This is a genomic window from Kitasatospora sp. NPDC056076, from assembly GCF_042266305.1.
Lineage (GTDB): Bacteria > Actinomycetota > Actinomycetes > Streptomycetales > Streptomycetaceae > Kitasatospora.
This window is the reverse complement of sequence record NZ_JBHJWG010000085.1, coordinates 1-12,141: the sequence shown is the minus strand read 5'-3', so window position 1 is coordinate 12,141 and position 12,141 is coordinate 1. Positions and strand designations below refer to the sequence as shown.

Below are 12,141 nucleotides of genomic sequence, written 5' to 3'. Positions count from 1 at the left end.
GCCGAGGGCCTGGGCGACGTGGACACCACCTGCGCCATCGCCGGCGGCGTGGTCGCCGCCCGCACCGGGCTGGGCGGTCCGGCCGCCGGCTGGCTCGCCGGGCGCGAGCCCCTGCCGGCCTGGGTGGCCGGCGCCGAGGACGAGACCCCCGTACGCCGCACGGGCTGAGGCCCCGGGCGGACCGGCTCAGCGGTCGGGACCGCCGGTGCCGCCGGGACCGCCGGTGCCGCCGGGACCGCCGTCGCCGCCGGTGCCACGGCGCAGCAGGAGGTAGAGCAGGACGGCCGCGGCGGCGCCGGTGGCGAGGACCGCGGCGTCGAGGCGGTGGAGGGCGCCCGTCTCCTGCTGGTGGGTGAGGTAGCACCCGGCCAGCAGGAGGCGGGTGATCAGGGCGGTGACGGCTCCGCCGGTGGCGGCGAGCAGGGCTTCGAGGCGGCCGGGGCCACGGGTGTGACGGGGCACGGGAGTTCCCCGGTTCAGTGAGCGGGGAAGCCGGTGAGGGTGGTCTTGCCGATGGTGGTGCCGGATTCCTGGAGGCGGTGGGCCTGGCGGAGGTTGGCGGCGGTGACCGGGCCGAGGTCGCGGGTGGCGGTGGTGGCGAGGGTGCCGGCGTCCACCAGGTGGGCGATGCGGGTGAGGATGCGGTGCTGGGCGGCCTGGTCGGGGGTGGCGAACATCGAGCGGGTGAACATGAACTCCCAGTGGAAGGAGATGCTCTTGGCCTTGAGCAGGCCGATCTCCAGGGAGTCGAAGTCGTCGACGGCGACGACGGAGCCGAAGGGCTTGAGGGCTTCGGCGTAGGCGGGCAGGTTGCGGTCGGTGCCGGCGGTGCTGAACACGTGGTCGAGGCCGTCGGGGGCGGCCTGGGCGAGCTGGGGGCCGAGCGGGCGGGTGTGGTCGATCACGTGGTGGGCGCCCATCCGGCGGGCGAAGGCGGCGCTCTCCGGGCGGGAGGCGGTGCCGATGACGGTCAGTCCGGTGAGGGCGCGGGCCAGTTGGGCGACCATGGAGCCGACGCCGCCCGCCGCGGCGGTGACCAGCAGGGTGCCGGGGGCCGCCGGGTCGCCGGTGCGCAGGCCCAGGCGTTCGAAGAGGCCCTCCCAGGCGGTGAGCGCGGTCAGCGGCAGGGCGGCGGCCTCGGTGAAGGTCAGGGTGGTGGGCTTGCGGGCGGCCAGGCGCTCGTCCACGGCGTGGTAGCGGGAGTTGGCGCCGGGGCGCTCCAGGGCGCCGGCGTAGTAGACCTCGTCGCCGACCTCGAAGAGTGCGACCTGCGCGCCGACGGCGACGACGGTGCCGGCCGCGTCCCAGCCCAGCACCCTGGGCCGGCCGCCGGGGTCGGCGTTCTGGCGGACCTTGTGGTCGACGGGGTTGAGCGCCACGGCCTCCACCCGCACCAGCAGGTCGTGGGGGCCGGGTTCGGGGACGGGCAGGTCGAGGTCGAGCAGGCTCTGCGGGTCGTCGACCGGCAGGGCGGCGCGGTGGGCGACGGCGGGCATGGTTGCGGGGAGCTGGTTCACGGGGATCTCCTCACCTGGGGGTCCAGGGGTGGTTCCGGGGGTGGCCCGGCGAGTTCCCGGGCACGTCGGAGACGGTATGGGATGGGTAGTGGTTACCCGCAAGGGCTATTGGTACCCGAAAGGTACTGTTGGCTTCGTGACGAAGAGCCCGGTACACGCCGACACCTGCCCCGACCCCAAGTCCGTCTACTCCGCGGCCTGCCCCTGCCGCGAGATGCTCGATCTGCTGGCCAACAAGTGGAGCGCCCTGGCACTGGGCGCGCTGGAGGACGGCCCGCAGCGCTTCGGCATGCTGCGTGCCCGGCTGCAGGGGGTCAGCCCCAAGGTACTGACCCAGACCCTGCGCCGGCTGGAGGAGCACGGCCTGGTGGACCGTGAGATCCACGCCGAGGTCCCGCCCCGGGTCGAGTACAGCCTCACCGCGCTGGGCGCGGACGCCTGCGCGCCGCTGGCGCACCTGCGCAGCTGGGTGGAGCTGAACATCGACCGCTTTCCCGGCGTCTGAGCACGGCGGGCGGGGCGGGGCCCCGCCCCTCAGGGGACCAGGCCCGAGGCGGTGAGGGCGGCGGCTGCGGCGGGGCCGGGGCCGTCGGGGGCGTCGGTGCGCCAGGCGAGGTGGCCGTCGGGGCGCAGCAGGGCGGCGGTGGCGGTGTCCCAGCCGGGGTGGGGGCGGGTGAGCGGGGCGCTGTGCAGGGTCAGGCCGGGGCGGGCGAGGTGGTCCGGGCGGGTGGAGCCGGTGAGGTCGAGCAGGACGGGGCGGCCGGGGCGCAGCAGGGTGAACAGGGTGGTGGCGCCGAGGTGGAGGTCGGGGGCGCGGGTGCCGGTGAGCGGGTGAGCCTCGGGTCCGTCGGGGGCAGCGGGGTAGCGGACGGCGAGGCCGGCGGAGCGGGCGGCCAGGGTGTCGGAGAAGGTGGGGACGCCGTCGATGAGTTCGCCGAGCAGGTCGCGCAGGGCGAGGGTCTCGGGGCTGTGGTCGGCCATCAGGCCGCTCTGGGCGCGGGTGCTGCGCAGCAGTTCGGCGCCGACGGGGTGGCGTTCGGCGTGGTAGCTGTCGAGGAGGGTGTCGGCGGCGGTGCCGTGCAGGACGCGGGCGAGTTTCCAGCCGAGGTTGAAGGCGTCCTGGAGGCCGACGTTGAGGCCGGGGCCGCCGGCCGGGAAGTGGCTGTGGGCGGCGTCGCCGGCCAGGAGGACGCGGCCGTGGCGGTAGTGGGCGGCCTGGCGGGCGGCGTTGCCGAAGGTGGAGAGCCGGCCGGGGTCGCGCATGCCGTAGTCGGTGCCGGCGATGTGGCGGACCTTGGTGCGCAGTTGGTCGAAGGTGGGCGGGCCGTCGGGGCGGGTGCGGTTGGTGGCGGCGTCGTTGCCGACGACGCGGTGGATGCCGCCGGGCAGCGGGAAGACCATGAGGGCGCCGCGCTCGTTGGCGAGGGCGGGGGTGCGGGGCGGGGTGTCGAGGACGACGTCGCCCATCCAGGCCCAGAAGGTGGCGGGGGTGCCGGGGAAGTCGATGCCGGCGGTGCGGCGCACGGTGCTGCGGGAGCCGTCGCAGCCGACCAGGTGGGCGGTGCGCAGGCGGTAGGGGCCGTCGGGGCCTTCGACGTGGACGGTGACGGCTTCGTCGTCCTGGGTGAGGCCGGTGACGCGGTGGCCGCGGCGCAGGTCGGCGCCGGCGGCGACGGCGTGCTCGGCGAGCAGGTGTTCGGTGCGGGCCTGGGGCAGGGCGAGGGTGTAGCGGTGGGGGGTGTCGAGGCGGGTGTAGTCGAGGCGGGCGGGCAGGGCGGCGAAGTGTCCGGCGGGGATGCGGACGCCTTCGGCGAGGAAGGGTTCGAGCAGGCCGCGGGAGTCGAGCATCTCCAGGGTGCGCGGGTGCAGGGAGGTGGCCCGGGAGTGCGGGTCGGGTTCGGTGCGGGTCTCCAGGAGTGTCACCTCGGCTCCGTGCAGGCGCAGTTCGGCGGCGAGCCAGAGGCCGACGGGGCCGGCTCCGGCGATGACGACCTGGTGGGTGGGTGTGGTCATGGGTATCCCCTCCACGGTTCTTGGTCAGTGACCAATGGCGTTGGCCCCAGTACACTAGGTCAGTGACCAAGAAGCAAGCTCCGCCCGCCGGGCAGCCCCGGCTGGACACCGCCGCCGTGGTGCGCGCGGCCCTCGACCTGCTCGACGACAAGGGCGCCGGTGCGGTGTCGGTGCGCGGCGTCGCCGAGCGCCTGGGCGTCCGGATGAACACCGTGCTGTGGCACGCCAAGACCAAGGGCCGGCTGCTGGAACTGATGGCCGACGCGATCGTCGCCGGGGTCGACCCGGACGGCCTGCCCGGGCCCTGGCGGGAGCGGGTGCGCGAGCTGTCCCACCGCTACCGGCGCGCCCTGCTGGCCCACCGCGACGGGGCGCTGATCGTCGCCGGGACGTACGCGGCCGAGCCGGCCACCCTGCGCCACGCCGACGCCGTACTGGCCGCGCTGCTGGAGGGCGGGCTGGACGAGCAGCGCGCGGCCTGGACGTTCTGGAGCATCCAGTACCTGGCGCTCGGCCTGACCCAGGAGCAGCAGGCCCTGGCCGCCCAGAGCGGCGAGCACTCCCTGGCCGGGGCGCTGGCCGACGGCGCCCACCCGGCGCTGGGCCGGGTCGCGCGGCACCTGGAGGGCGACGACTTCGACGCGCGGTTCGCCTTCGCCCTCGACCGGCTCCTCGAACAGCCTGGCGCGGCGGGCTAGTTCGCGACCACCGGGCGCGGCGGGCTAGTTCGCGACCACCGGGCGCGGCGGGGCGGTTCGCGCCCGCCGGGCCGGCGAGGAGGGCGCGGCCGGTGCGGCCGGTGCCAGGTGCGGCCGTGACGATGTCGCAGCCCTGTCACCGTCGCGGGAGAAGCCTGGTCACGGGGGCCGGGCGGGCCCAGGATCGGGAGCGGTGGCGGGACTGCGGCGTCGGGGGCGGGTGTGACCGGGACGGGGTTCGAACGACGGTGCGTGGCGGTGACCGCGGCGGCGACGGTGACGTCGGCGCTCGCGGGCTCGGCCGCGCTGTGGCCGTGGTCGCAGGACGATCCGGTGCCCGGGTGGCTGTGGTGGCTGTGCGCCGCGGCGGCGGCGGCGCTCCCGGCGGCCTGGCTCCCGGTGCGCCGCCGCGCCCCGGAGCGGGAGCGCGGGACGGGCACCCGGGCGGTGGGGTTCCTGCTGCTGACGCTGCTCACGGTGTTCCTGGCCGCGCAGGTCGCCGGCACCGTGCGGGAGCGGCTGGGTCATCCGCGCCGTACGACGGCCTGGGTGACGGGCTGCCGGGTGAGCGGCCAGGAGCCGGGCGGGGACGGCGGCGGCCTGGGTGCGAAGACCTACGCCTGCACGTTCCGCTGGAGCGTCGACGGGCGGGAGTTCAGCGCGGAGCGGCCGCAGGGGCCGTATCCGCGGGGCCACGAGATCACGGTGTGGCTGGACGAGCGGGGGCGGATGAGCACCGGCCGGCCGAGCTGGCTGTCGGTGCCGCTGTTCGCCCTGCCGCTCCCGTTCACCGTCTACGGCGCGGTGTTCCTGGGCCGCTGGACGGCCGAGGACCTGAGGGAGCGGTGGCACCGTGCGGGAGGTGCGTGAACGCACCTCCCGCACGGGGACGTTGAGGGGAGCGGGGAAGCGCGCGGGACCGCACGTGATGAGCAGTCAATCGACATATGTCACTGGACTGCATATGGTGGGTGGGCGCGACCGCACCGCCGTGCCGTCGCGCCCCCGCATCCGCACGCGAGAGGACCGCCGTGCCCCAACACCCGCGCACCGCCCGTACCTTGGCCGTCGCCGCCGCCACCGTGGCGCTGGCCCTGACCGCACCGACCGCCCTGGCCGCGCCGGCACCCGCACCGGCGTCCGCGCCGAGCGCCGGCGGCGCCGACCCGGTGCCCGCCCTGGTCGAGGGCCGGGACACCGCCGCCCCGCAGCTGGTGACCGGCCTGGCCGAACCCGCCCCCGGCGACCCGGTCCGGGCCGCCCGGGACCACCTGGCCGCCCACCCCGAGCGCTACCGCGTCGACACCGGCGAGCTGACCGAACTCGCCTCCACCCCCGGCCCCGACGGCCGGCGCACCGTCAGGTTCGAGCAGCGCCACGGCGGGATCCCCGTCCTCGGCGGCCAGTACCTGGTGCACCTCACCGGACAGGGCGACGCCCAGAAGGTCGAGTCGGTGGGCGGACGCTACTTCACCGGCCTGACCGCCCCCACCACCCCCGCCGTCCCGGCCGAGGCCCTGCGCGCCGCCGCGCTCGACGCGCTGAGCGACCCGCAGCAGCGCACCGGCGCCACCGCCGAAGACCTGGGCACCGTCGTCCTGCCCGGCGGCCCGGGCCGCCTGACCGAGCACTACACCGTGCGCCCCGGCTCCGGCGGAACCGGCGGCACCGGCGCCACCGCCCGCGAGGTGTACGTCGACGCCACCACCGGCACCGTCGCCCTCGCCCACGACGCCCGCGCGCCCCGCCCGGCGGCCGCGACCACGGCCGCGACCACGGCCCCCGGTGCCGCCGACGGCCTGCGCCCCGCCACCGGCACCGCCCCCGACGCCCACGGGCGCCCCACCGCCGTCAACATCGCCCAGCGCCCCGACGGCGGCTACCAGCTCACCGACCTCACCCGCCCCGCCGCCGTCACCACCTACGACGCCGGCGGCCGCGACGCGGGCGACTTCGACCACGTCATGCCCGCCGACGCCGTCCCCGCCTCCTCCCCCACCCCCGCCTTCCCCGCCGCCACCGGGGACGACGGCGCCACCGACGCCCACGTCAACGCCGGGATCGTGTACGACTTCTACCGCGACCGCCTCGGCCGCAACGGCCTGGACGGCCAGGGCGGCCCGATCGTCTCCGTGGTCAACGTCAGCGACCACGGCGCCCCGTTCCAGAACGCCTTCTGGGACGGCAGCAAGATGGTCTACGGCGCCCTCCCGGGCCACTACCCCTTCTCCGCCGCCCTGGACGTCTCCGGCCACGAGATGACCCACGCCGTCATCGACCACACCGCCAACCTGACCTACTTCGGCCAGTCCGGCGCCATGAACGAGGCCCTCGCCGACTACTTCGGCAACGCCATCGAGGTCACCGCCCGCGGCCTCGCCATGGACGACCCCACCGCCGCACTGCTCGGCGAGTCGCTGTGCCGCACCGGCACCCCGCAGGACTGCGCGAACCGCCGCCTGGACGACCACCGCACCACCGTCGACGACTACCTGGGCACCCTGGACGTCGACACCGGCGGGGTGCACCTGAACTCCACCATCTTCGGCGGCGCCCTGTGGGACGTGCGGCGCACCCTCGACCCGCTCACCGCCGACCGGGTCGTCTACCACGCCCTCGCCGACTACCTCACCCCCTCCGACGACTTCCTCGCCGGACGCGACGCCGTCCTCGCCGCCGGACGCGACCAGGGCCTGGACAAGCGCCAACTGCGCGCCGTCGCCGCCGCCTTCGACGCCCACGGGATCCGCGCCGGCTGGCAGCAGCGGCTCGGCATGGACGCCCGCACCCTGCTGCCCGCCGCCCCCAACGGCCAGGCCACCCCCGTCGCCGCCAACGGCCACTGGGTGCTCCTGGCCGACGGCCCCGACGGCAACGGGCTGTACACCGGCACCACCGACGGCCGCGGCAAGCCCGTACGGCTCAGCCCCCAGGACGGCCGCTTCCACAGCTGGGCCGCCACCGACGGCACCACCGCCGTCTGGGAGGCCCAGGGCGGAACCGGCGGCCCCGGCAAGGAGATCCTCACCGCCCCGCTCACCGGCACCGGCCCGGTGCGCAGCCTGCTGCGCACCACCGACAGCCTCGACGGGCTCCAGGTCTCCGGCCCGGACACCGCCTACGCGCTCACCGACCACACCACCGGCCGCACCCGGGCCTACCTCGTCCACGACGGGGCCCCGGCGGTCGGGATCCCGCTGCCCGAGGGGCACGGCCTCTTCGGCCTGACCCTGCGCGACGGCCTGATCGGCTGGACCGAGACCTGGCAGGACGGCGACCGGACGGTGACCGCCCCGACCGTCTACTCCATCGCGGCGGGCAAGGTCACCGCCCAGTACACCGCGCACGCCCCGGCCGGCTCCGGGCCCAGCCGCACCTCCTCCACCCTGCTGGCGGGCGGGCGCCTGGTCTGGCTGGACACCCCCGTCGACCCGGCCGGGCGCAGCACCATCCGCTCGGGCGCGGTGGACGGCTCGGGGATCGTGGACGTGCTGGCGGCCAGCTCCCCGCAGGCCCCCCGGTTCACCGCGCTGACCGCCTCCGACCAGGCCGTCAGCTACCAGCTGACGTCGGCGAAGCCGGCCGGCGGCTGGACGAACGCGGCGCTGCCCAAGCTGTGGCAGGTGCCGCTGGCGGGCGGCCCGGCGCAGCGGGTCTCCTGCGACCGCGGCGGCCAGTACGCGGTGGCCGCCGACCGGGGCACCCGGGTGGTGTGGCTGGACGCCACGGCGGGGCGCGCCGACCTGGTGACCCGGGAGCGCCCGGCGGGCGGCTGCTGAGCTCCGGCCTGGGCTCCCGCCCGCGTCAACTCCCCTGCCGCCGCCCGTACTTCTCCGGGCGGCGGCTCGGCCGTTCGGCGCCCAGGAGGGCGAGCACCTCGCGCACCGCCGCCCGCCCGGCCCTGCGGTACGCGTACTCGCTGGTGTCCACGTCGTGCACCGTGGTGTGGTGCACGACCAGCGCCAACGCCGTTACGGTACCGGGCAGTTGCTCGGCCAGCTCGGCCCGCACGCCCTCGACCAGGGCGGCGTGGTAGCGGTCGAGGTCTCCGGGCCCGGGGGTCCCGCGCACGGTGGCGCCGTCGGCGACCTCCAGGTGCACGCCCTCCTCCCACGGCTCGAAGTCGACCGTGGCGTCGGCGACGGCGCTCGGGCAGCCGCTCTGGAACACGTAGCGGGCGCGCACGCCGCGTACCGGGCGGGGCGGGAAGGCCGCCGGCTCCGGGCTCACGCGCTCCGGGCTCACGCGTGGGTGATCTCGACCTCGGTGATCACCACGTCCTGGACCGGGCGCTCGCCGTCGGTCTCGGCGGCGGCGATCGCGTCCACCACGGCCTTGGAGGCGGCGTCGGCGACCTGGCCGAAGATGGTGTGCTTGCGGTTGAGGTGGGTGGGGGTGCCCACCGTGATGAAGAACTGCGAACCGTTCGTGCCCGGGCCGGAGTTGGCCATCGCCAGCAGGTACGGCCTGGTGAAGAACAGCTCCGGGTGGAACTCGTCCGGGAAGGCATAGCCGGGCCCGCCGGCGCCGGTGCCGGTCGGGTCACCGCCCTGGATCATGAAGCCCTTGACCACCCGGTGGAAGGTCGTGCCGTCGTAGTACGGGCCGCTGCCCGGCTCCCCGGTGCGCGGGTCGGTGTACTCCCGGGCGCCCTCGGCGAGTTCGACGAAGTTGCGGACCGTCTTCGGCGCGTGGAACGGGAACAGTTCCAGCCGGATCGGGCCCGCCGTGGTGTGCAGGGTGGCGAACCGGGCGTTGGCCACGGGTGTCTCCTTCGTCGTCGGTCCTGTTCGGTGTTCGGATGGGCATCCTGGCACATGCGAGGATTCGTGGCCGAACCGGTGAAGGAAGAAGAGGGGTGACACCGAGATGGTCGGAGCGGTGCTGGTCGGGCTGCTGGTGCTGGTGCTCGCCGGGTGCGGGTGCGTGGTGTGGGCCTCGCGCGGCGGGCCGGGCTGGGTGCGCGCGGTGGCGGCGGTGACGCTCGGCGCGGGCGATCTGCTGCGCGGCGCGGAGCAGCGCCGGCGGCGGCGCAGGCAGCGGGAGCGGTGGCTCCTGGGCAGCAGCAACGGCAGCGGCAGCGGCGAGGGTGGCGGGGACGGGAGCTGAGGGGGTGCCGGACGGGCAGCGGCTGCGGCGCGTCTTCGAGGCGGTGCCGGCCGAGGCGCTGGCCGGGCGCGGGGTGGCGACCTGCCTGGGTCTGGACGACCCGACCGAGGGGGCGCTGTGGGCGGTGTACGACGCCGCGACCAGGCGCCGCGCCGGGCCCGGGGCGGGGACGGTCGAGGAGCTGGTGGCGGCCGCCGACCGGGCCTTCGAGGGGCAGTTGGACGGCTCCGACGCGGCGCGTTGGCGTGAGCGGCTCGCGCGCAGGTTCACCGAAGGCGGGCGCTGAGCTCGGGGGCCGGACGCGAGCGGGGGTCAGCCCTCGGTGTGTCGGTCCCGGTGTGTCAGTCCCGGCGTGTCAGCTCTCGGCGGAGCGGCGGCGCGAGAGCGCGACCAGCGCCGCACCGGCGGCCAGGGCCGCGGCGGCGCCGCCGGCCTCCCAGCCGAGGCCCTCGGTGCCGGTGGCGGCGAGCGAGCCGCTGCCGGTGGTGCTGGTGGCGCCGGTGACCGTGGTCCCGGTGGTGCCGGTCCCGGTCAGGGCGGCCGGCTGGACGGTCTGCGGCTGCTGGGCGCCCTGGTCCTGCTGCCCGGCGGGCTTGTCGGCCGGCTTCTCGGCGGGCTTGTCCGCAGGCTTGCCGGCGGCGGCCTCGTCCGCGGCGCGGGCCGTGGCCCAGCCCTCGGCGAGGAACTTGACGATGTCGTCGTAGCTGCCCTCCAGCGCCTTGCCGGCCGCCGCGCGCACGGCCGGGCCGCCGGTCTCCATGAGCTGGGAGACCTTGATGCGGTTGTCGGTGGCGCGCAGCTTGGGCAGGTCGCTCAGGAACTGGGCGACGTCGGCGGGGGTGCCGGCGAGGGCCTTCTTGGCGGCCTCGGTGGTGTGCGGGCCGGTGTTCTTGTCGGACAGCGCGACGAAGAGCGCGACGCGGTCGTCCGAGGCCTTGGCCTTGGGGTAGCCCTCCGCCAGCCACTTCGCGATGTCCGCGTCGTTGCCGTCCAGCGCCTTGTTGGCGCCCTCGCGCACCTCGCGGCCGCCGGTGGCGAGCAGCTGGGAGACCTTGACGCGGTTGTCGTCGGCGCGCTGCCTGGGCAGCTCGACGTCGAGGAAGTGCCGCAGCTCGGCGGCGCCGCCCTTGAGGGCCTTCTCCCCCGCCTCGCGCACGCCGCGGCCGGTGTCCGGGTCGGCCAGGATCTTCTGGATCTCGGCGCGGTCCGCGTCCTCGGCCTGGGCGGCCGGCAGGCCCTCCGAGAGGAACTTCAGCAGCTCCGCCTCGCTGCCCTGCAGCACCTTGCCGCCGGCCGCGCGCACGGCCGGGCCGCCGCGGTGCATGTACTGGGAGACCTTCACCCGCAGGTCGTCCAGGCGGTTCTTGGGGAAGTCGATCTCCAGGAAGTGCCGCAGCTGGGCGGCGTTGCCCTTGAGGGCCTGCTCGGCGGCCTCGCGCACACCGGGGCCGGTGTTCTTGTCGTCCAGGATCTTCTGGATCTCGGCGCGGTCGCGCTGCTCCTGCCCCTCGGGGGCCTGGGGGCGGCTGCTGGTGCCCGGGCCGCCGTTGACGCCGTCGTCGCCGGGGGTGACGTCCGGCGTGGAGCCGGAGGCGGTGTCAGGACCGGTGAGCCCGGTGGGCTGGGGGGCGTCGGCGGCGGAGGCCGAGGAGGGGAAGAGGACGGCGGGCGCCAGGACCGCGGCGGCGACGACGGTGGACACCCGGGGCAGCTTCATGCGGGCAGACCTGTTTTTCCTGTGAAGAGATCTTGAACGCCCGACAGCATAGGTCCTTTTTTGCTATTGCCATACCAGGTATTTGCCGAGCTCTCCCAGACCGGAACAAACCGTCAGCGCCTGTCAGCGACGGCCCCTAAGGTGGGCGCGTGAGCTTCCATCTGGTCGTCGGACACGGGCCCGCCGGGGCCGCCACCACCCGCCTGCTGGCCGAACAGGGCCACGAGGTCCGGGTCGTCACCCGTACCGGGCGCCCCGCCGCCCCCGCCGACGGCGTCGAGCACCTCGCCCTGGACGCGAGCGACCCGGCGCGGCTGGCCGAGGCCGCGCGCGGGGCCGTCGCGATCCACGGCTGCGCCGCGCCGCCGCTGCCGCGGTGGGCCGGGCACTGGCCCGCGCTCGCCGCCGCGCTGTGCGCGGCCGCCGAGGACAGCGGGGCCGTCCTGGTGATGCTCGGCAACCTGTACGGCTACGGCCCGGTGGAGCGGCCGATGACCGAGGACCTCCCGCTCGCCGCCACCGGTCCCAAGGGCCGGGTCCGCGCCGCGGCCTGGGAGCAGGCCCGGGCCCTGCACGAGGCCGGGCGGATCCGCGCGGTCGAGGTGCGGGCCTCCGACTTCTTCGGCCCCGGCGTCACCGAGGGCGGCCACCTCGCCTCGCGCGCCGTGCCCGCCCTGCTCAGGGGCCGCCCGGTCGCCGTCCTCGGCGACCCGGACGCCCCGCACAGCTGGACCTACCTGCCCGACGTCGCCCGCGCCATGGTCGAGGTCGCCGGCGAGGAGCGCGCCTGGGGCCGCCCCTGGCACGTCCCCACCGGCCCCGCCCTGCCCGTGCGCACCATGGTCGAGCGCCTCACCGCCGAGGCCGGCACCGACCCCGTCCCGGTGCGCCGCCTCTCCCCCGTCCTGCTCGCCGCGGGCGGCCTGGTCTCCCCGCTGCTGCGCGAACTGCGCGAGACCCGCTACCAGTTCGACCGCCCCTTCGTCGTGGACTCCAGCGCGTACGAGGCCGCCTTCACCGTCCGCGCGACCCCGCTGGAGGAGCAGATCGCGGCCACCGTCGCCAGGTGGCGCGAGCGGTCGTAGCC

Annotated in this window: 13 protein-coding genes and 1 pseudogene; 8 read left to right on the top strand and 6 right to left on the bottom strand. The window is 76.1% G+C overall.

Annotation, left to right across the window (positions count from 1 at the left end; translation table 11 throughout):
* Positions 1 to 168: pseudogene (locus ACFC1T_RS37270) on the top strand (hydrolase); the annotation flags it as partial.
* Between the two features lie 18 nt (positions 169 to 186).
* On the opposite strand, the gene ACFC1T_RS37265 reads toward ACFC1T_RS37270, so the two are convergent.
* Positions 187 to 462: a hypothetical protein gene (locus ACFC1T_RS37265; protein ID WP_375896925.1), complete on the bottom strand. Its 276-nt coding sequence runs from the start codon at positions 460 to 462 to the stop codon at positions 187 to 189.
* A gap of 14 nt (positions 463 to 476) precedes the next feature.
* Positions 477 to 1,496, bottom strand: a complete 1,020-nt coding sequence (locus ACFC1T_RS37260) for a zinc-binding alcohol dehydrogenase family protein (protein ID WP_375896928.1) — start codon at positions 1,494 to 1,496, stop codon at positions 477 to 479.
* A gap of 157 nt (positions 1,497 to 1,653) precedes the next feature.
* On the opposite strand from ACFC1T_RS37260, the gene ACFC1T_RS37255 reads away from it, so the two are divergent.
* On the top strand, positions 1,654 to 2,022 hold the full coding sequence (locus ACFC1T_RS37255; protein ID WP_375896923.1) for a winged helix-turn-helix transcriptional regulator: 369 nt from the start codon (positions 1,654 to 1,656) through the stop codon (positions 2,020 to 2,022).
* A 29-nt stretch (positions 2,023 to 2,051) separates the two neighbouring features.
* On the opposite strand, the gene ACFC1T_RS37250 is transcribed toward ACFC1T_RS37255, so the two are convergent.
* Complete coding sequence (locus tag ACFC1T_RS37250; RefSeq protein ID WP_375896920.1) at positions 2,052 to 3,530, bottom strand: FAD-dependent monooxygenase; 1,479 nt, start codon at positions 3,528 to 3,530, stop codon at positions 2,052 to 2,054.
* 62 nt (positions 3,531 to 3,592) lie between these two features.
* On the opposite strand from ACFC1T_RS37250, the gene ACFC1T_RS37245 reads away from it, so the two are divergent.
* From ACFC1T_RS37245 to ACFC1T_RS37235, 3 genes are all read left to right on the top strand, one after another.
* A complete protein-coding gene (locus ACFC1T_RS37245; RefSeq protein ID WP_375896917.1) occupies positions 3,593 to 4,228 on the top strand; it encodes a TetR/AcrR family transcriptional regulator C-terminal domain-containing protein in 636 nt (211 codons plus the stop codon).
* A 252-nt stretch (positions 4,229 to 4,480) separates the two neighbouring features.
* Complete coding sequence (locus ACFC1T_RS37240; RefSeq protein WP_375896914.1) at positions 4,481 to 5,098, top strand: hypothetical protein; 618 nt, start codon at positions 4,481 to 4,483, stop codon at positions 5,096 to 5,098.
* A gap of 161 nt (positions 5,099 to 5,259) precedes the next feature.
* A complete protein-coding gene (locus ACFC1T_RS37235) occupies positions 5,260 to 8,007 on the top strand; it encodes a M4 family metallopeptidase (RefSeq protein WP_375896911.1) in 2,748 nt (915 codons plus the stop codon).
* Between the two features lie 25 nt (positions 8,008 to 8,032).
* Here ACFC1T_RS37235 and ACFC1T_RS37230 read toward each other — a convergent pair whose 3' ends face one another.
* Both ACFC1T_RS37230 and ACFC1T_RS37225 read right to left on the bottom strand, forming a co-directional pair.
* On the bottom strand, positions 8,033 to 8,458 hold the full coding sequence (locus ACFC1T_RS37230; RefSeq protein WP_375896909.1) for a hypothetical protein: 426 nt from the start codon (positions 8,456 to 8,458) through the stop codon (positions 8,033 to 8,035).
* A gap of 11 nt (positions 8,459 to 8,469) precedes the next feature.
* Positions 8,470 to 8,991 (bottom strand): peptidylprolyl isomerase, encoded by a 522-nt coding sequence (locus ACFC1T_RS37225; protein WP_375896907.1) that lies wholly within the window; start codon positions 8,989 to 8,991, stop codon positions 8,470 to 8,472.
* 106 nt (positions 8,992 to 9,097) lie between these two features.
* On the opposite strand from ACFC1T_RS37225, the gene ACFC1T_RS37220 reads away from it, so the two are divergent.
* Both ACFC1T_RS37220 and ACFC1T_RS37215 read left to right on the top strand, forming a co-directional pair.
* Positions 9,098 to 9,337, top strand: coding sequence for a hypothetical protein (locus ACFC1T_RS37220; protein ID WP_375896904.1), 240 nt, complete (start codon positions 9,098 to 9,100; stop codon positions 9,335 to 9,337).
* A gap of 4 nt (positions 9,338 to 9,341) precedes the next feature.
* A complete protein-coding gene (locus tag ACFC1T_RS37215; RefSeq protein ID WP_375896901.1) occupies positions 9,342 to 9,623 on the top strand; it encodes a hypothetical protein in 282 nt (93 codons plus the stop codon).
* 69 nt (positions 9,624 to 9,692) lie between these two features.
* On the opposite strand, the gene ACFC1T_RS37210 is transcribed toward ACFC1T_RS37215, so the two are convergent.
* Positions 9,693 to 11,054 (bottom strand): ALF repeat-containing protein, encoded by a 1,362-nt coding sequence (locus ACFC1T_RS37210; protein ID WP_375896899.1) that lies wholly within the window; start codon positions 11,052 to 11,054, stop codon positions 9,693 to 9,695.
* A gap of 149 nt (positions 11,055 to 11,203) precedes the next feature.
* Here ACFC1T_RS37210 and ACFC1T_RS37205 point away from each other — a divergent pair, with 149 nt between their 5' ends.
* Positions 11,204 to 12,139, top strand: coding sequence for an NAD-dependent epimerase/dehydratase family protein (locus tag ACFC1T_RS37205; RefSeq protein ID WP_375896897.1), 936 nt, complete (start codon positions 11,204 to 11,206; stop codon positions 12,137 to 12,139).
* The last annotated feature ends 2 nt before the right edge of the window (positions 12,140 to 12,141 follow it).